We start from the raw sequence: 19,514 nt of genomic DNA on the forward strand, positions 1-19,514 counted from the left end.
GAAGTTATCCGTGAAGATAGCTTTTGCTTATGCAAGACTCCCCTATGGAACGAAGATCATAGACCTATGGCGTGAAAACCGTTCCGAAGTAATATATTACGATTAAGCCAGGCTAGGTGGAGGGAGATTTGTTAGGGAAAAGTGGAGAAGTCGGTTTGATCTGTATCGACCGTCTACAAATACGATCTTAGAATCGAATGTGGGAAGGGTCCAAGGACAGCCAACTAACTCATCGGCAATAAAATCAACAAGTCTGCTGTCTCTTTCTCTTGCTTGAGTGTAAACTAATCCTTCGGAATCCTTAAGATCCGATTCAAGGGCGGTGGAAATGTTCTTCTTTGTTTGTGATAAAGAAATGGCGCGGCTTTCTAAGTCCCTATCTACCCATTCCAAAGTAGATGAGAAGACTACCAGAGCTATCTGTAATAAAATCAGCAGAATGTAAGGTATGCGCCGCACTATTATGCCAAAAGAATATAGACGATTATTTCGTCAAGATTTCGAGAATTTTTAGACTGAAAAGAGCACTAGATCGTTTAATATAAAAGAACTATCCCAAAACGTTATTAACGCAATGGGTCCGGAGGAGTATGAGTGACTTTCAGCACAGCCCCTCTGGAGAATAGAATTTTAATTTCCTTATCTGGCCTTGACCCTTCCGCATATTTAGAGATTGGCCTGTAATAGAGCCATTCTTCCATTCCAGGCGCCCAACTATTGACAATTCGTTTTTCGTCAGGCTCCCCAAGTTTCCCTTTTACAAATAATTTATTTTGACTCATCAATGTACGGATTAACTCAGTACGAATAAAAATATTCGAAGCGGCTTCTACAACATTAGGATCCGCATCTTTTCCGAGTAAACTTATGTCTGCATCCGGAATAGATTTCAGGACGAATTCCTTACACTTTGCGTCATCTGCAAAGGTTTCCATACATTCAGAATATAAACGTTTTGGGCTTTTAGATTCCTTATTGGATTCAGGAAAGAAATAAGCACATTGAGAGATAGAGAGTAAACAAAAAGCAGCAAATAAGAACTTAAATTTCATTTTCTTTTCCTCCTACTCGTTTTTCTCTCAGATCCCCCGCCTCCGGAAGAAACCGGCATTGCCTCTGCTGCAGGATTTTTAGGTTTAGCTCCCTGCAATTCTTGGAAGCCTCCAGTAAGTTCTTGTCCTACTTTTTTATACTCTTTTTTCTCTTCTGGCAACTGAGTTTTTTCGGTAACTTCTACACGAACCAAGAAGCTAACGATCTCATACTTCATGTTCTCGATTGCTTGGTCGAATAATCTGAAACCTTGCAGTTTATATTCTACTAGAGGATTCTTTTCTCCGTAACCAACAGTCCATATACCCTCTCTTAGATGGTCCATGGAGTATAGATGTTCTTTCCAGCGATGGTCCAGAATATCTAAGAAAATATTTCTTTCCAAAAGTTTCCAAACATCAGCGCCTATACGATCCGCTTTATCTTGGTAAAAACTTTGAGCAGCATTGTTCAGAGAATCAAAAATTGCTAATTGAGGATTTTTGGATTTTTTAATTTCATCCTGATCTACTTTCCAAGGAAGTCCTAGGCCTTCGAACCACTCTTTTAAAACATCCCATTCCCAACCGTTAGGATTTCCGCCTTCACAGGTAGCAACCACTTGGGCTTCTATCATTTCTTCTAAGAAACTTTTTGCCTGACCGGTAACATCTCCACCTTCCAGAACTTCGTTTCTCATTTTATAGATAACAATACGTTGACGGTTCATCACATCGTCATATTCCAATAGGTGTTTACGAATATCGAAGTTATGACCTTCTACCCTTTTTTGGGCCCTAGCAATTGCGTTAGACACCATTGGATGCTCGATTTCTTGTCCCTCGGGCATCTTGAGTCTTTCCATAATACCCGCAATCCTATCGGATCCGAAAATCCTCATCAGATCATCTTGTAAGGAAAGATAGAATCTACTGGAACCTGGATCCCCTTGACGACCGGAACGACCTCTGAGCTGATTGTCGATCCTTCTCGCCTCATGTCTTTCTGTTCCCAAAATATGAAGGCCGCCTGCTTCCAGAACCTCTTCATGGTTCTTTCTCCAGATTTTTGCGCTGGTTAAGATCTCATTTGCTTTGGATTTTTTTGCTTGAGAATCTAATCTTTGGGAAATGGATTCTGCTCTTTCAAAATCAGCGCGAACCACTGCTTCTTTAAATTCACTGATTACTGGATCTGATTCCTTCCAAGACTCGAGGCTTTCTTTAAATAACTGAGCCCCGCCTAAAACGATATCAGTTCCCCTTCCCGCCATGTTAGTAGCAATTGTAACCGCCGCAGGTTTTCCCGCGTTTGCGATAATTTCTGCTTCTTTTTCGTGGAACTTAGCATTTAGAACGTTATGTGCAATTCCCGCCTGAGCTAAAAGTCGAGCAAGAACCTCTGATTTTTCGATAGAGATCGTACCTACAAGAACAGGTTGTTTTTTATCTCTACAATCTTTGATCTCATTTAAGATAGCAGTGAATTTTTCTTTTTCAGTTCTATAAACTCTATCAGCTGCATCCTTTCTTTGAACAGGAACGTTTGGAGGAATTACGATCACATCTAGATTATAGATCTTATGAAATTCTTCCGCTTCTGTGTCTGCAGTTCCAGTCATACCAGAAAGTTTTTCATATAATCTGAAATAGTTTTGGAAAGTGATACTTGCGAGAGTTTGGGATTCTCTTGCAATCGGAACTCCTTCCTTTGCTTCCAAAGCCTGGTGAAGTCCATCTGAATATCTCCTACCAGACATCAAACGACCGGTAAACTCATCTACGATGATCACTTCTCCATTTTGGACCACATAGTCCACGTCTCTTTGGAATATTTTATGAGCTTTTAATGCTTGGTGAACGTGATGAACTAAATCTACGTTTTGAGGAGCATATAAGTTCTCAATTCCTAAGATCTCTTCTACATGAGCCACACCCTTTTCAGTCATGAGAGTGTTTTTGGCCTTCTCATCCTTCTCGTAATCCTCACCTTCGATGAGGCGAGGAATGATCTTATCTATACGAGTATATTTATCTGTGGATTCATCAGAAGGACCAGAAATGATAAGTGGAGTTCTTGCTTCATCGATCAAAATCGAGTCCACCTCATCCACGATCGCAAAATAATGTGATCTTTGCACTTTATGATCGATATGAGAAACCATATTGTCTCTCAAATAATCGAAACCATATTCGTTATTAGTTCCGTAAGTGATGTCTGCAGAATATGCTTTTTTACGATCATCATGGTCCATATCATGCTGGATAATACCAACTGATAGTTCCAAGAAATCGTAAATTGGTTTCATCCAATTCGCATCCCTTCTTGCCAGGTAATCGTTCACTGTTACAACATGAACCCCTTTACCGGCTAAAGCGTTTAGATAAACTGCAAGTGTAGAAGTTAGAGTTTTACCTTCTCCAGTCTTCATCTCGGAGATATTTCCCCAATGAAGAGAGATACCACCCATCATCTGCACATCGAAATGGCGCATCCCTAATTTTCTTAGGGCGGCTTCTCTGACAGTAGCAAATGCTTCCGGAAGAATATCATCCAAAGTCTCTCCCTTTGCGAGTCTTTCTTTAAACTTTCTAGTTTGGGAAGAAAGTTCAGAATCGCTTAAAGAGCGCATGGACTCTTCCAGAGAATTGATCTGGACTACAATCGGAGTAAGTCTTTTGAGGTCTCTTTCGTATTTACTTCCGAATAGAACCCTGAGTAATTTCTGAATCATTTATGCACCATCAACCGTTTCAATTCAATAGATAATAGTCCCGGGAATTCGGGACATTGGATAGAAATATTATAAATCCAAAATTCCTTCAAAGAGCGCTCTACCGGCTCTTTCCATCTGAGACCTAAGGTCTTCCGTTTCGGGTCCGGGAATCCATCCTGCTTTTTTAATAAACTCAGAATGTATATTCTTCCAAACGCCCAACATATTCTCTGTTACTTCCAGATGACATTGGATGCCGAAAACACGATTTTCATATCCAAACATCTGGTTAGAATAAAAACTTCCTTGTAACAGATGATCAGCACCTTTAGGGATCTCGAATACATCTTCATGCAAATGGAATGCAGGAAAAGAAGAAGTACCATTCAACTTAGAGAATGCAGGATTAGAAGGATTTACCACTTTTACGTCGGAGAACCCTACTTCCGGGCCCTTCTCTCCTTCGTATACTTTAGCGCCCAAAACAGTTGCTAAGATCTGGGAACCTAGACAGATACCTATCACCTTCTTATCTTTCATAGATACCAAGTGTGATGCGAGTTCCAGCCAAGGTTTGAAAAATTTATGCTGTTTTGGATCATGAACCGTCTGAGGTCCGCCTAAAAACACAACAAGATCAAACATCTGATGAGCCGCAGGAACGATATGCACTCTTTCGTCGTACGCATTATGATAGGTAATTCGATAATTCCTGGCTTGCAAAGAATCTAATAGAGTTCCAGGACCCTCACAGTCCTTGAACCGAATGATGAGACATCTCATGATTGGCCGGCCATTCTTTTGAAGAAGATCACTTTCATATTTTTAGGGATTTTATTAGGATCAGACTCTTCGCTGATCGGCCCAATAAAATTATAATATAAGATCAAAGGTTTTGTTTTGAATAGAAGTGTTTCCGGAGTTCCAGTGACAAGTCCTTCCGCACGATCCACTTTGAAAGGTGGCTTCATAATAATGACAGGAAGTTGTATCCCGAATTTTTTAACTTCTTCTTTCATCAAAACTGCAGCTTCTTTCATTTTTTGTTCGGTAGAAAGAGCTTCCGGATTATCAAAAAATATATCCGGATCCACGATCATATATAACTTGATATGTGGAGTTTTTTTCAGTTCTGCATTCAGATAATTTAAAACTGGAATTTCCTTAACACAAGGAAGACAATTCGGTCCATACACATTAAGTGCAATACGGTCAGCATCAATATCCGATATCCGGATATTCTCTCCTTCCAAACTGATGCCTTCAAAATCTTTAACACCTAGATTGGATTGTTCTGACGGAGCACAAACTGTAAGAAGGCTCGCTATTAATAAAAGGATTAGGCGGAAGAAAATCCCCTTGGAAAAGGGAAAACTAAGCCTGGAATCGGAGTTGGCCTGAGAATCCATGGGCGTTTACCAAAATCGAAGATTCTCCCCAGAATTCAAGGAATAAACGAAAGATATAAGGGATTGACAGAGAAGAGAAATTGAGAATGATGGTAGTTTCAAAGGCCTCTATCCCCTCTCAGGAATACAAAATGACCCAGAACCAGAATTCAGAATTCGATATTGTAACTTTGATTGAACTGGCCAAAAAAAACAAGTACGAAAGAGCCGTAGCCGGCTTCCAAATCCTGGATAGAATCGACAGACTCGAATTACCTAAGAAAATCAAAGGACGCAAACTTGCCGTCCAAGCGATGTTTGCACTCGCAAACGACGAAGTTCAGTATAAATACGTAACTAAAGAAGAAAGAGCCATCACCGAAGCGGAAGCACAAGGAAACGGCGCTACTTATTCTCAATTCAACGGACTTTTCGAAGCTCCTCAAGCTCCTATCGCAGAAGAAGATATGGAAGAAGATTTCATCCCAGAAGAAGCTGCAAAACCTCTTATGGACATGGAAGATGGTGAAGAGGGAGAAGCCTACGACGAAGAGGAAGATGATGACGACGACGAGGATGAAGACGAAGAAGATGATGATGATTCCGACGACGATGACGACGACAAGGAAGAAGAAGACGAGGATTAATCTATCTTCCAGCTTGTCCGGCAATCTGACGGTTCTCTGAATTTGAAGGAGGAAAATTCCTCCTTCCATCTACATTCCACACAAAATCCAATCAAAGAGGGAGAGAGAATCTCCCTTTCTATTCCTTCTCCCCTTCAAAAAGACGAATTCCTGGTGATCATTGGCATTGGTTGCGGGTATCATGTGATTTCTTATTTGAAATCTGTCGAAGATACTACAAAAATCCTGCTACTCGAACCATTCTCCGAACTAGAAACCTTAGTTGGACCCGACCTGAAGGAAAAATTAGGCGGAGTTCCTATCTATTACGGTTGGGAAAAGTTTGAGAAGCTAGATAGATCCAACTGGATTGCTGCGAACACCAAGAACCTCCGAATTTTCATTCACCCGAATTATTCCAGACGGTATCCAGATCTGAGCGAAAAGATCCTCTCCTTCTTTCAAAAAAAAGAATCTGTTTCACAGAACAAACTCGCGAAGCAAGAATTCGGAAGACTCTGGGTCAGGAACTTCTTCAAACATCTGAAAAAATCGTCTGAAAGTCCGAACTCTTATCGAATCCTGGGTAAAACTCTTTCGCCTAAACCTGGAAAAATTGGATGTTTTGTAGGAGCTTCGCCAAATTTAGAATCTGAGATTGATTGGATCAGGAAAAATAAAGAAAAAATCTTCTTACTTAGCTCAGATACTGCACTCGGATATTTATTAGAAAATGATATCCAACCACATGCTGTACTCTCCATAGACAGCGGACTTGGAACCTTCTACCATTTTCCGGAACAAGTTCCTGAGAATATTCCGATCTTCACATGGTTTGGCGGAGCTAGTAGGATCTTCGAACTGAAAAATCCAAAGGTTATCTATCTTTCTACTCACCCATTGGACCAGATCCTAGGAGCAAAATTTTATCCAAAGGCTCCAATCTTAGAAAATCCCACTCTAAACGTGGCGGGTCTTGCAGTTTCCTTACTTCAATCTCTAGGAGCAGAATCAGTTCTATTGAAAGGATTCGGTTTCGAAAGAGAAGGAGGAAAAACCCATTGCAGGTCCACAGGTTACGAAAGATACGATAGATTTTTCATCGATCGTAAAAGAAGCTTATACAATTCGAGATATACGCCTGATTCTCGATGGAAAACAAGAACGAGTGTCCTAGAAATATTACAAAAATGGAGTCCTATCCCAATCCTTTCCGAAATCGGCTCTAAGATCGAGATATTCTCTGGATGGGAAAATTCTTTGGAAAGTTATCCTTCTTCTTTTCCTGGTTCCGGACAGAACTGGAGAAAACTCTGTTCCGGAATTTCGGAACTTCCCAATGAGATCCAGATCCTTCTTCCTAGAGAAACTAGGCTTTTAGATCCAAGAACCTAATTTTGAGTCGAAGAACCTATAAGAAGAAGATTCTACTACTTGACATTCCGGGAGAATTCTCCAAAACTCTCTAGTTCCGGGAAACCGGCCAACCTTTCGGTTTAGGATTATGAATAAAGGTTATATTATTTGTGTCGATGATGAAGTGTCAGTACTGGAGACTCTCCAGGAACAACTTCATAACGAGTTCGGAAAGACTCATGAGATCGAAACCGCAAGAAGCGCGGAAGAGGCACTTGCCTTATTGGAAGAGATCCAAGCTTCCGGTTATGTGATCGAAGTTATCATTACGGATCAGGTAATGCCCGGGATGAAAGGAGCCGATTTTTTGGAATCGGTCCACAAACGGTCTCCTGATTCGATCAAAATTCTGCTCACCGGTCAAGCCGGTCTGGATTCCGCAATCCACGCGATAAATTTCGGGGGATTGAGCAGATACGTGGAAAAACCTTGGAACATAGAGGATCTAACCAGAGACATCCGATCTTTGATAGAAAAGTTCCGGCAGAACCTGGAGAATCAACATTTAGTCAATGAGCTTAACAGAAGAATTAAGGACCTCGAAGAAGAAAACCGCAAACTACAGCAAACAGGTGAATAACCTGCCTGAGCGTATTGGTAAAATTTTCCTAGGAAACATTTGCTCGTTCTCCCTGGTACTTTGTTTGTTTTCTTTCGGTTCCTTGGCCGCTAAAGAAGCTCCACCTAAGCCTAAATATACAGAAGAACAGATCCGCAAAAAGAAAGAAGTTCTCTCCAAGATCTTAAAATACGGAACCACAAAAGAAAGAGCAAGCGCTCTTAGAGAATTAGAAGATTTTCCAAAAGAAGACGCAGGAGAATTATACGATCAAGTCGGAGTAATCCTTTCCAAGGATCCGGATTGGTCTATGAAGATCTATGCACTTAGAATTTCAGGAATCCTAAAACTCACTCAATTCGAAGATAAGATCATTGCATTATTAAAACATGACCAACAAGACGTGCAGAAAGAAGCAGTCTATGTAGTCAAAAAGCTCAAATTCGATTCTGCAATTCCAGTTTTAACTGAATTGCTCAAAAGCCAGGATTTCACCAAAAATTCAAATTTTCTAATCGCGCTCATCGAATGCTTGGCTGAATTTCCTCAGGCAAACGAACCATTCTCCGTATTAGAAGCAAGATTCCAGGAGAAGTTTAATGATCCTGAAGTGAGAGCTCAAATCGCACTTTATTTCGGAAAAGTAAAAAAGTCTTCAATCGAGAATGTTCTGATCGCAACTGTAAAAGACGAAAAAGAGCCGATCACTCTTCGCGCTTACTCTGTAAACGCACTCGGAAAAATCAAATCAGAAGCTGCGATTACTCCTCTCAGAGAATTATTAGAAAAGATCAGAGCATTAAAATCCAAGAACGATATCCAAGATTACCAAGCACTTAAGATACATACAATCACTGCTCTTGTTTCCTTAGGAGATAAGGAAATTATAGAAGAATTATATTCATTCGCAAGAGATGACGATGCAATGGTCCGACTTCGTGCCATCAAACATTTGGCCGAAACAGAAGATCCTGCAGTGATCGAAATTTTAGAATATAAGGCACAAAGAGATCCTAGTGAAAAAGTAAAACGTGCGGCACAAAATGCATTAGACCAGCTTCGCAAAAAACTAGATCCGACTTTTGTTCCTACAAGTCCCGATACAAAACCTGCAAAAGATACTAGCACCAGAAAGGCTGGCAGCGGCGGATCCAACTCTTCTTCCAGAAGGTCTAGACCAAGCAGCGGAGGCGGAGATGGTTCCAATCCAGTTCCATTAAGTGGAGAAGGTAGCGGATCTTCCTCCGGTAGTGGCGGTGGATCCGGTTCAGGTAGTGGTGGTTCTTCCGGAGGAGGAAAACCCTCCGGCGGAGAATCAGAGGATCTGGAAAACGATTAATGAAACAATTCCTTCTCCTATCCGCGATCCTTTGTTTGATACCTACATCGGATGGGAGAAGATTGGATGCGGAACCTGCAGGAAACACCTATCGCGGGACAATCACTCTCAAAGAACCTAGAGCTTTAGATATAAAGGAATCCTTAACGGATTCTTCTCCGAATTATCCAGAAACGATCAAACTATATTACCAAGGTCTAAAGGAAAATTACGTAGTATTCTACGATTGGAACGGCCATACTCTTTATTATAAATATAGAGATAATAAATTTGATAGAAGATTAAAAAAATATGTTTCTAGGCTGGCGCCAGGTGCACCCTACGAGGTCACAGGAGAATACCAAGGAGTATTCGTATTCGAAAATAAAACGATTCGAAGATTTAAGAAAAAAGGAGAAGATACATTAGCCGACAGAAAGGAAAAACAATCTATACCTGTATTCCAACTAGTCAAATACAGAGAATTGATCTTAGAGGAAATTATCTTTTGATCCGACTCCCCTTTTCCTACTTCTTTCTGCTCTTATTCATCTTTGCAAATATATCCATAGATTCTGTTCCTTTAGATCCGGACCAAAAAGTCTATCAACCTGGAGAAACATTCACAGAGGATTTTATTAAAATCGATTTTCCTGAAAAAGCACTCGTCCGCACTGAATCCAGAAAACGGTGGAGAGCAGTTCCACTCAAAGACAGACCTTGGCTTGTAATTTGGCGCAAACTGGATCGAGTAGGAGAAGAAACTCTTGGAACCAAGACCCTAGAAGCTGTTTTTCCAGATAGTGCTCCTGAAAAATTCACTATTTATAGGACGGAGATACTACGTTGGTCTAAAGAAGACAATTCTGGGGGAAATCCACTCCAACTCTATTTCTTCCTACTCAGAAAAGAAGATAAGGCCTACACATTCTATATCGCTTTCTACAAAGAACGCCAAGACCTGAAAGAATGGTTTTCAAATCCAAACCGATATCTGAACCCACAGTAAAATCGACTTGCTAGGAGGCGCGGTCCTCAAAAAATGGAGCCTCCGGGCCTATAGCTCAGTTGGTTAGAGCAGCAGACTCATAATCTGCGGGTCGAAGGTTCAAGTCCTTCTGGGCCCAAAAATTTCTTCTCATTTGCCCATACAGCAGATTCAGAATCTCCGGGTTGCAGGTGCAATTCCTTCTGGTCCCAAGAATTCATTCCTTACAATCTACATAAAGTCCCAGAAGGACTTGAGGCTTTTGAGCGAAAGCATTTATAGCGACCCTATCGAGCGCCCCTTAGGAAGCGAGATCCCCGACAGGGTGACTGAGCAAGGCGAAGTCAAATCTCACATCAAACAAACTGCATTTGAATCAACAAAGGTAGGGAGCGTAAATAAACGCGTGCCGAGTCCATGGATGGACGAAGGCGCGAAAAAGACGCCGCGGAGCTAAAGTCGAGCAGGATGCGAGATCAAGTGCATCAAATCATTTCTATCTAAACTTTCGGTTAAACGATTGGTTTTGATTTTATCTAACCACTCGTTTAGCCTAGCGGCTACCGACTCGCTTCCGCGGTCGTTTCCTCACCCCCTATGGGTCGCTGGGGATTGTAGCGGCAGTCCGATCCCCTTAGAATCGCAGGTGCACCGCCTGCTTTTAACCACCCACCCCATGGTCCAAATTTGTTCTCAAAAACCAATCTGCACCAAAATATAGAAAGATACTTTCTGCATAGAACAGAAGGAAGGAGATCCATTTTAATCTGGATCCTAACCCAAACCAAACTGAAATATCCAAACACAGAAACGTATAACACATGTTTAATGCCGCAGATAAGAACAGCGTAGTATCTTCGACGAGCTTAAACAGAATAAGACATAAACTATTCTAATGAGACAAAATAAGGTTAAGAATTCTTAATATTACATCTTTTGCATTAGTTTTTCAGAGTCTGAGCTTTTTAGAAGGGAGTCTAAATTTTTCAGTTTTGCTTGCTCTCTTATTTGGGATATCTTAAATTGTGTCATAATTACTGAATTAGTCAAAACTTTGACACAGTTTGTGTTAGGAGAATCGGGATGATCCAGACCGTAGAAAAAATTTTTAGAGAATACTTCCCCATCCCGGAAGAAAGAAAGAAAACCATCCTTCTTGTGGAAGATGAGGCTATCATTGCACTTTCTGAAACCCAAAGATTAAAGAAGAATGGGTACAGAGTTATCTCTGCCTACACCGCAGAGGAAGCTGTTCAAATAGCGACTAACGACTACACAATCGATTTAGTTCTTATGGATATTGACCTTGGAAAAGAAGAGGACGGAACAGACGCCGCAGTTCGTATCCTAAAAACTAGAGACATCCCTATTGTATTTCTCTCCAGTCATACCGAACCTGAGATCGTTGAAAAAACGGAAAAAATAACCTCTTACGGTTATGTGGTTAAAGATTCAGGAGAAACTGTTCTAATTGCTTCGATCAAAATGGCTTTTAAACTTTATGAGTCTCATCTTCGGTTAAAGAGAAGCGAAGAATCCTTAAAAGAAAACCAAGAACTTCTTAAAGCTACATTAAGATCCATCGGTGACGGAGTTATCTCTACTGACGAATTAGGCAATATTACAGATATGAACTATGTTGCAGAAACTTTGACTGGCTGGTCCAGAGTGGACGCAATTGGTGAACCTATCGAAAGGGTTTTTAAGATCGTAAACGCGAAAACCAAAAGAAGGATGAGAAATTCTGTAGATGTACTTATCCCTAAGGAAAAAATGATGGGCTTGGAAAACCAAGCATTACTCATTTCTAAATCAGGTTCGGAACATAGGGTTGCAGAAAGTTCTGCTCCGATCCGTTCTGAAAAAGGTTATACCGCAGGATCTGTTTTAGTTTTCAGGGACATCTCTAAAGAATACAGTTTGTTAGAGAATATTAAAGAAAGTGAAACTAGATTTAAATCTGTCGCAAATGCGGCTCCAGTAATGATTTGGGTTTCCGGTCTGGACAAAAAATGCAATTGGTTCAACCAAACCTGGCTGAATTTTACCGGTAGAAGTATGGAGCAGGAAATGGGAGATGGTTGGGCGGAAGGTGTTCATCCAAACGACTTGGAAGAATGTATCCAGATCTATTCCAGCCATTTCGACGAAAGAGAAGCTTTCAGTATGACCTATCGTTTAAAAAACAAAAACGGGGACTGGAGATGGATCCAAGACAATGGTCTTCCTATAACCAATGAATCGGGGATTTTTGCCGGTTTTATCGGTTCCTGCGTAGATATCACAGAAGCAAAAGAAGCATTAGAAACCTTGGCAAAAGATCTTCACGAAAGAGAATATCTTTATACGGAACTCCAACATAGAGTTAAGAATAGTATGAGTATGATCAGTTCTATCGTAGAGATAGAAGCGTCCAGATCTTCAGATACTAGGTTGGAAAATACCTTAGAGAATTTAGTAAATCGTATCCATTCCGTCGGCAATTTGTATGAGATGTTATCTACTTCTAATAATTCTCATACTGTCCGTTTGGATCGTTATATCCAAAAAATCACTGAACATTTATTAAATGCATTCCGGGAAAAAACAAAGGAGATCTCTCTGCAACTTGATCTAAATGGTCTAGAGATAGATGTAAAAAGTGCAATCCCTCTCGGGCTCATCTTGAATGAATTAGTCACCAATATTTTCAAGTATGCATTCCCTCAAAAGCAGGAAGGAAAAATTTCTATCCGACTTTTCAAAGAAGAATCTTGGGTGAACTTAGTTGTATCAGACAATGGGGTCCCCTTTCCGAAAGGATTTCGCACAGATTATTCTCCCGGACTCGGACTTCAACTTGTGAATATGTTAGTCGATCAGCTGAAAGGAAAAATCCAATGGAAATTGAATGGAGAGAAAGAAGTTTCGATCCGCTTCTGCGGTAGAGAAGAACATTCAGATCAATTTTCGTTCGCAAAATCTTAGAAATTTCTTCCCGATTTTTCTAAATTTCGGCCCAAAATAAGCCAGAATTCCAGATTGCCAGGGTACAGGGTGAAATGGAAACTTAAACTATGGACCAGACCCTAGCCCGAAAGGTCAACCCCAAGCCCCGCAGAAAAGGGGGCGCTTATGCGGTGGGAGCAGAAGATATTTATATCTTTCCGCTTTCAGAAAGTACAAACCTGTTTCTTCAAAAAGTTTGGACTGCATTCGTAAACAAGATGGTCTCTATGACCCTTCCGAATGGAAAACCCGTATTCCAATACGCAATCTTCGAAGCGATCCAAGATAAAAATTTGAAGATTGTAGCATCTTCCACCCATTTCAGAATGAAACAGGTGACTGATAGGATTGGCCTCCAAAGTATCGAGGACTTCATCCGAAATACAATCCCTATCTCCATCCAAGATCCTGGAAATCTTTCCGCCAGATATTTGAGAGAAGCTATTCTTTCTGTGGAAAAGAAAGCAAGACCGGAAGTTTATTTTCACAGCCTCGACGATGAAAGAGTCCATCCCAACTTAAAACAACTTCTTACCAAAACAATGAACTACGCGGCGGGTATTCCTTTATTTGTGAAAGGTTCTCCGATCGGGATGTTATGGGGGATCCGAAGGGACAATATGAGTCCCGAACAGGAAGAAGAAGTTCGTCAGCAATTGTACAGTCTTTACGACGTAGTAGACTTCGTGATCTCCAAAGAGATGGGTCTAAAGGGAGATCCTTACTATGCGCGTAAGAATATCGAAAAGTCGGATCTTCATTCCAGAGCAAAACACCTGTTCTATACTAGAGGTTTCGGACAAGACGAACCTGTCACAACCATAGTATTCGATTCTCATACCTACCAAAGATCTTACCGTTTGGACGCGAGTTTTTTAATCCCTTCTGGAGATGGATACTCGGTTAGTTTAAAACGTTTCGAACCGAAGGAAAGAAATGATACGGGTAAGAACCTTCTTCTTATTCCTGGCTTCTTTTGTAGAAGGTCCGTAATGGACAAGGTGGCCAGAGAGTTATCTCTCCGCCATGGTTATAGAGTTTTCTCTATGGATATGCGGGGAAGGTCCAGAAGGACCCTTCCACTCTTTGGAATCCGAGAAGGCTGGACTGTGGATGATTTTATCCAAGAAGATTTTCCGGCAGTTCTTAACTGGATCAAAGAAAATTTTCCAAACGAAGAGCTTGTTGTAGTCGGTCATAGTATGGGGGGAATGATCCCTCGCTTCTACTGCTCCGCCTATGAAGAAATTGTAAAAAGAAAAAAAGACTCCCCTGTCCCACTTATAGATCCTAAAGAATTAATTTCAGGAATTGTTTCGATTACTTCTCCGAATTTCGTAAGACTACAAGCGCAAATTCCAGGTCTAGACATTCTGAAAATGGGACTGAAATTGGTTCCTTCTAAAACGATCTCTGATTTTCTCTTTGACCTGACTTCATTTTCTCTGCAAACCACTCTTCCTACTGTAGATCTTAATAAATTTTTCAAATTTCTTTTAGGTCTACATTCTTCCCTGAGAGCGGTTTCTTTTGATCTTCATGCAAAAGTTGTAAACCTGAGAGACTTCGTTGGATACAAACAGATCTCTCCTCCTGAATGGTATTTTCTGATCGAAGATATTTTCTGCGAAGAATCAACAAAAGTAGTTCTTCAATTTTTGAGATCTCAATTGAGCCAGGACCGATCTTTTCTTTCCTACGACGGAACTTTGGATTATACCGCGCTCCAAAAAAATCTGCAGATCCCACTTTTTTCAGTTTTAGGTTCTGTGGATAAAGTAGTTCCGAGCGAAACAATTGAGAACGATCTAGCTGCTCTTCCTCACAAAAAAAATAAGATACTTTCTTACGAACAGGGTCACTTAGGTATTGTTTTCCATATGCCAGTGGTGAAGGAAATGTGCTCCGAAATTGACACCTGGATCAAAGGATTGGACTCGACTTGAGCCCCAGGTTTAGAACGCTTGACATTTCGGGAAACGAACGATAGGTTCAAATACTAGGAAATGGATCTTTTGGAAGCGACCATATATAATATCTCTCTCACGAATGTGGGCTTTGCCGTATTTTTGAAGGCAAAAGACGATTCGGACCAGAGAGTTGTTCCGATTTTTATCGGTCCTTTAGAAACACATTCCATTACATCGGTTTTAGAAGGAACAAAACCTCCTAGACCTATGACTCACGATCTGATGACAATTTTACTCACCACTCTAGGAGTGCAGATCGTAAAAATCGCAATAGAAGAAATAATAGATAATACTTTCTACGCAAAGATCACTTTGCGTAAAGACGAGGAATTGATCGTGCTTGATGCAAGACCGAGTGATTCAATCGCACTTGCTCTTCGCGCTAACGCTCCTATTTATCTGGCAAAAAAAGTCATCGAAGAAGCTGGGATCGTCATGAAAGACGACGAGATCCCTGGAGAGACAATCGGAAAGGAAAAAATTTCTCAGCTTCCTAAGTCTCAGTTGGAGATCCTACAAGACTCTTTAGACAACGCTCTAAAAGCAGAGGACTACGAGACAGCTGCAAAGATCAGAGACCAGATCCGCAAACTTCTGGAAAATCCCTCCTAATTTCTTTTCAAATCGGTAAAATTTCCGATTTTATTCCCGAACATACTGGACCTAAGTCCTTTCCTTCTGTATCCTTGGTCGCCTTGGAGCAACAATCATGGAAAAATCTCTAATGGACATCCTAAACGCCGGAATTGCGCTATTTCAATCCGGAGAAGATAAACTAAAACAAAGCCTTTCCGATCTAGACCATGCCTATCAGGACCTCAAAAGCAAGGGAGCACAGAACCAATCGGAACAGGCAAATAGACTTAGGGACCTAATCCAGAAAACGGTGGGTGATGCTCAGGACAAACTACTGAATGCAAACGAAAGTTCCAAGGCAGTGATCAACCAGCTCAAAGAGAATTTCGAAAAGATTTCCGTTCAAATCGACGAGGCTCTTCCGGAAGAATTTAAAACAAAGGCGAAGTCCGCTTTAGAAGAGCTGAAAAAGCTGACTAAAAAGTAAAATTCGGAAAACTTGATAAAAGTTAACTCTTAGAAAAATTCGGGACAAACAAACCGGGTCCCGGATACTAGGCCTCATCTTATTCAGGCCACCAATGATGAGGAAACAATCCTTCATATTAATACTAACAGTCTTCATTGACATGATGGGATTTTCCCTCATCTTCCCTATTTTTCCAGAAACTCTAAATCATTTTTTAGCTCAGGCGGGAGATCCTGTTTTGGATCTTTTGGCGGGTTGGACTTCCAGAATTTTGGACGGAAGAACAAGCGACTGGAAACTTTTCGTGGCACTCTTCGGCGGAATTGTAGCAAGTTTATATTCAATTCTTCAATTTTTGTTCTCTCCTATTTGGGGAAAACTTTCAGACAGTACGGGCCGTAGACCTGTTTTAGTTTTTACCTGCACAGGTAGCTTTTTGGGATACCTAGTATGGTTATTCTCCGGAAGTTTTTCCTTATTCGTTCTTTCGAGACTGATCACAGGTCTTATGGGCGGGAATGTTTCGGTGGCAACTGCTGCGATGGCAGATTCTACATCTGAACAAGACAGAACGAAAGGAATGGGAATGATAGGTGCTGGGATCGGTCTTGGATTTATCGCAGGCCCTTCTATTGGTGGAATTTTAGCGCATACGGATCCTTCTTACCTTCTTCCTTTTTTACCTTTGGATAAGATGACGATCTTTCCTTCTGTTGCTCTTATGGCAACTGCTGCGTCTTTCGTAAATTTACTATTAATACTTTTTAGATTCAGAGAAACTCTTCCTCATAACTTGCGTAAAAAATCAGAAGGAAGATTACATCCTGCCTTAGGAGTTTTTGATCTAGGCTCCAAAGAGATCATGTATTTAGGATTTTTGAATTTATACTTCCTATTATTCTTTTCTGGATTCGAATTCTCTCTTAATTTTTATCTGGATCAATTCTTAGGATATAAGCCGGTAAGTATCGGTTATACTTTTGTTTATATAGGACTCATAATAGTATTCGTGCAAGGTGGGATTATCCGCAGGATCAGTGGAAAAGTTCCTGAAAAGAATGTAGGACTTCTTGCTTCTATATTTTTGATATTAGGATTTTCTTTCTTATATTTTTCAAGCGCATCGGTGATTGCTTCCGAACAATCTACATTTTTATTATTTGTGGCATTGACATTTTTAGCAATGGGAAGTGCATTCTTAAATCCTACTGTATCTTCTATCGTATCCCTATTCTCTTCTCCAAGTGAGCAAGGGAAAAATTTGGGAATTTTAAGAAGTTTAGGATCTTTCGGAAGAGGGATCTCTCCGATTATATTCAGCGTAGTGTATTCTCAAAAAGGACCTCAGATCTCATTTTTGTTATCTGGGATCTTGAGTTTTGTTTTCTTAGGTCTATTTCTGTTTGTAAAACAGCCTTCTCCTAAAAATTAAAAACGAAGAAATGCTGCTACAATTATCGCGGGTCAAAGGACTGCGTTTAATGCTTCCTTCAATCTATTAAAGTGTAGATTTTCGTTCAGCTTAGACCCATTCTCTAGTCTAAGCAAGAATGTATCTCTTACCTGGCCTGAATCAGTAACTGCTTTAAAAGATAGAATATCTACTCCGAATAAAAATAAGATCTGGGAAATCTCGAATAAGATACCAGGTCTATCTTCCATTCTAAGATCCATTACTGTAGAATCGCTAATCTCTGAATTGAATAGGAAAATTTCAGGAGAAATCTCTACCTTGGCTCTCAAACTTTCCATTTTTTCAGGATGATTTGCCAGATAGTTCATTACTGACATTCCACCGTAAAACAACTCATGCAAATCTGCATGTATTGCATTCAGGTGCTCATCCGTCATAGGAGCACCATCTATACGTTTCACGATGAAGATGTCCTGGATATAACCGTCCATGGAGGTTTCGGCAATTGCCTCTTCTATATTCCAACCATGAACATATAACACTGCTGTTACTCTATAAATGATCCCTATCTCGTTTTTGGAAATATTGACCTTTAGGGCATAGGCCTCGCCCCTAGGGATACAAGAGAGATGTAGAGGTTTTCCTGGCGTAGTGATCATCGGATACCTTTGATGCTAAATGCTGAATTCCTGGACATTTTATCCAATGAATCCCGGACTTTTGCATTCTACTAACTATACTGCAAAAGGCGTGCCTTTTTTATATATGCTTATAATAAAATTAGGAGAAATGAACAAGCCCGAGTTCCCCGGGCTTATTATTCTTAAAGAGCGAACTTAATACCTAGATTCGCAGAGTAGATTTTATCGTCAGTGGCCATAGCTTCTGCCAATACCTTGAACATCAATATGTTCAATTCAAAACCACCAACGAAATAGTTCATCTGAGTTCTAACATCAGCAGATCCACTAGTCCTTAAGGATAATGTTCCACCTGCATTACCGTTCATCTGCTGGATCACCTGAGGAGGAAGACCGGATGCATTAGGATCCAAGGCCAAATAAAGCGGCCCGCTCACTCCTAAATTCAGTTTAGTATATCCGCTATTATTGGAAATACCGGCACCAGCAAACAAGGTTAAGATATAGAAGAGACGAACCCCTGTTCTAATATCTACCGGAACAGATTGAACCTTAGATTGATAAGCGAAATTAACGTCCGCATCCCATTTACCTGTGGCAGGACCAAACTCAACCTTAACTGCATCGGATCCACTCGGGTGATAGTTCATATTGATCTCTTCCCATTTTCTATGGAAACCGATCCCTAAACTAACTCCAGTAAAGCCGAAAAAATCTAACTTTGTATATCGTTCTCTAGCAATTTGGAATCTAACGGTCATTCCGAAACTGTTTACATTTCCAGACATGGATAAGTCTTTAGAAGTAGAATCGCTCAGAGACTTTATATCTCCGTTAGCAATATTACCTTGGAAACCGTGAGCATAAATATTGATCCTATGTAGAAACGATCGATTGGAATCCTTATTCTTATCGTCTTTCTCCGGTTGGTCCGCAGGTCCTTGACCAAGTAACCATCCAAGGTTTACACCCACCATTGCTCCAGGATTAATCGAAGCTCCTACATTTGGGAACTTAGGGATAGAAATATCTGCATATTGGATATTGATATCGTCTTTTTGGACTCCAGCAACTCCAAGTCCCGCTCCCACTTGGAAACGATTAACTGTCCCTGGTCCCATCATTGATGAATTGATATTTGCAAGAACAGAAGCGTCTGCCATTGATTTGGTGAGCTCATTCAAATATTCTTTGCGGATGGTTTCTTCCAACCCGTTGAACTGAGACACTGTGGATGCTGGAATTATACTACAGACATTGTTTCCGGATGCAGGAGGAAGGCAGGAAACCTGAGCCTCTGCAGAAGAAACTGGGATGAAATATACAGAAGAAGCTAAAATAACAAAGGCGGCATACCGAATACACCGCCTAACTATACTCTTTAAAGGAGCCATTCGATCCATTTTACCCTTG

General features: G+C 40.7%; 19 protein-coding genes and 1 tRNA gene. 12 read left to right on the forward strand and 8 right to left on the reverse strand.

Translation table 11 applies throughout. The features are described from left to right. Nucleotides 1-102: 102 nt before the first annotated feature. The 5 genes from B1C82_RS04745 to B1C82_RS04765 form a co-directional block, all read right to left on the reverse strand. A complete protein-coding gene (locus B1C82_RS04745; RefSeq protein ID WP_234008438.1) occupies nt 103-459 on the reverse strand; it encodes a hypothetical protein in 357 nt (118 codons plus the stop codon). A 107-nt stretch (nt 460-566) separates the two neighbouring features. Next, nucleotides 567-1,052 carry a hypothetical protein gene (locus B1C82_RS04750; RefSeq protein WP_086446471.1) on the reverse strand — a complete coding sequence of 162 codons (486 nt, stop codon included), beginning with the start codon at nt 1,050-1,052 and terminating at the stop codon, nt 567-569. Next, the gene (secA, locus tag B1C82_RS04755; protein ID WP_086446472.1) at nt 1,049-3,766 is read right to left on the reverse strand and encodes a preprotein translocase subunit SecA; all 2,718 of its coding nucleotides are present in this window, start codon (nt 3,764-3,766) and stop codon (nt 1,049-1,051) included. Before secA ends, B1C82_RS04750 begins: the two co-directional genes overlap by 4 nt. A 69-nt stretch (nt 3,767-3,835) precedes the next feature. Further along, on the reverse strand, nt 3,836-4,531 hold the full coding sequence (locus B1C82_RS04760) for a type 1 glutamine amidotransferase (protein ID WP_086446473.1): 696 nt from the start codon (nt 4,529-4,531) through the stop codon (nt 3,836-3,838). After that, nucleotides 4,528-5,157: a TlpA family protein disulfide reductase gene (locus B1C82_RS04765; RefSeq protein WP_086446474.1), complete on the reverse strand. Its 630-nt coding sequence runs from the start codon at nt 5,155-5,157 to the stop codon at nt 4,528-4,530. The genes B1C82_RS04760 and B1C82_RS04765 overlap by 4 nt, the downstream gene beginning before the upstream one ends. An 86-nt stretch (nt 5,158-5,243) precedes the next feature. On the opposite strand from B1C82_RS04765, the gene B1C82_RS20650 reads away from it, so the two are divergent. From B1C82_RS20650 to B1C82_RS04800, 7 genes are all read left to right on the forward strand, one after another. Beyond that, a complete protein-coding gene (locus B1C82_RS20650) occupies nt 5,244-5,783 on the forward strand; it encodes a DNA primase (protein WP_162494904.1) in 540 nt (179 codons plus the stop codon). Between the two features lie 42 nt (nt 5,784-5,825). Continuing rightward, nucleotides 5,826-7,157, forward strand: coding sequence for a 6-hydroxymethylpterin diphosphokinase MptE-like protein (locus tag B1C82_RS04775; RefSeq protein ID WP_086446475.1), 1,332 nt, complete (start codon nt 5,826-5,828; stop codon nt 7,155-7,157). Between the two features lie 109 nt (nt 7,158-7,266). Further along, complete coding sequence (locus B1C82_RS04780) at nt 7,267-7,758, forward strand: response regulator (protein ID WP_086446476.1); 492 nt, start codon at nt 7,267-7,269, stop codon at nt 7,756-7,758. Further along, the gene (locus tag B1C82_RS04785) at nt 7,691-9,076 is read left to right on the forward strand and encodes a HEAT repeat domain-containing protein (protein ID WP_167373748.1); all 1,386 of its coding nucleotides are present in this window, start codon (nt 7,691-7,693) and stop codon (nt 9,074-9,076) included. Before B1C82_RS04780 ends, B1C82_RS04785 begins: the two co-directional genes overlap by 68 nt. Next, nucleotides 9,076-9,567 carry an LIC_11959 family protein gene (locus tag B1C82_RS04790; protein WP_086446477.1) on the forward strand — a complete coding sequence of 164 codons (492 nt, stop codon included), beginning with the start codon at nt 9,076-9,078 and terminating at the stop codon, nt 9,565-9,567. The genes B1C82_RS04785 and B1C82_RS04790 overlap by 1 nt, the downstream gene beginning before the upstream one ends. Further along, nucleotides 9,564-10,064 (forward strand): hypothetical protein, encoded by a 501-nt coding sequence (locus B1C82_RS04795; RefSeq protein ID WP_086446478.1) that lies wholly within the window; start codon nt 9,564-9,566, stop codon nt 10,062-10,064. Before B1C82_RS04790 ends, B1C82_RS04795 begins: the two co-directional genes overlap by 4 nt. Nucleotides 10,065-10,108: 44 nt before the next feature. Further along, nucleotides 10,109-10,182: transfer RNA gene (locus B1C82_RS04800), tRNA-Ile, on the forward strand. 522 nt (nt 10,183-10,704) lie between these two features. On the opposite strand, the gene B1C82_RS20545 is transcribed toward B1C82_RS04800, so the two are convergent. Next, entirely contained in the window at nt 10,705-10,866 is a 162-nt protein-coding gene (locus tag B1C82_RS20545) for a hypothetical protein (protein WP_157894094.1), read from the reverse strand. A 260-nt stretch (nt 10,867-11,126) separates the two neighbouring features. Between B1C82_RS20545 and B1C82_RS04810 the strand changes: the two genes are divergently transcribed. From B1C82_RS04810 to B1C82_RS04830, 5 genes are all read left to right on the forward strand, one after another. Then, the gene (locus tag B1C82_RS04810; RefSeq protein WP_086446480.1) at nt 11,127-13,010 is read left to right on the forward strand and encodes a PAS domain S-box protein; all 1,884 of its coding nucleotides are present in this window, start codon (nt 11,127-11,129) and stop codon (nt 13,008-13,010) included. An 89-nt stretch (nt 13,011-13,099) separates the two neighbouring features. Further along, entirely contained in the window at nt 13,100-14,977 is a 1,878-nt protein-coding gene (locus tag B1C82_RS04815; protein ID WP_086446481.1) for an alpha/beta fold hydrolase, read from the forward strand. Between the two features lie 60 nt (nt 14,978-15,037). Continuing rightward, nucleotides 15,038-15,613 (forward strand): bifunctional nuclease domain-containing protein, encoded by a 576-nt coding sequence (locus B1C82_RS04820; protein WP_008592198.1) that lies wholly within the window; start codon nt 15,038-15,040, stop codon nt 15,611-15,613. A gap of 97 nt (nt 15,614-15,710) precedes the next feature. Then, nucleotides 15,711-16,064, forward strand: coding sequence for a phasin-related domain-containing protein (locus tag B1C82_RS04825; protein WP_086446482.1), 354 nt, complete (start codon nt 15,711-15,713; stop codon nt 16,062-16,064). A gap of 97 nt (nt 16,065-16,161) precedes the next feature. Continuing rightward, nucleotides 16,162-17,478 (forward strand): MFS transporter, encoded by a 1,317-nt coding sequence (locus B1C82_RS04830; protein WP_086446483.1) that lies wholly within the window; start codon nt 16,162-16,164, stop codon nt 17,476-17,478. A gap of 32 nt (nt 17,479-17,510) precedes the next feature. On the opposite strand, the gene B1C82_RS04835 is transcribed toward B1C82_RS04830, so the two are convergent. After that, nucleotides 17,511-18,119 carry a hypothetical protein gene (locus tag B1C82_RS04835; protein WP_086446484.1) on the reverse strand — a complete coding sequence of 203 codons (609 nt, stop codon included), beginning with the start codon at nt 18,117-18,119 and terminating at the stop codon, nt 17,511-17,513. 164 nt (nt 18,120-18,283) lie between these two features. Continuing rightward, the gene (locus B1C82_RS04840) at nt 18,284-19,504 is read right to left on the reverse strand and encodes an Lsa36 family surface (lipo)protein (protein WP_086446485.1); all 1,221 of its coding nucleotides are present in this window, start codon (nt 19,502-19,504) and stop codon (nt 18,284-18,286) included. Between the last annotated feature and the right edge of the window lie 10 nt (nt 19,505-19,514).

This window comes from Leptospira venezuelensis (assembly GCF_002150035.1).
GTDB lineage: Bacteria > Spirochaetota > Leptospiria > Leptospirales > Leptospiraceae > Leptospira_B > Leptospira_B venezuelensis.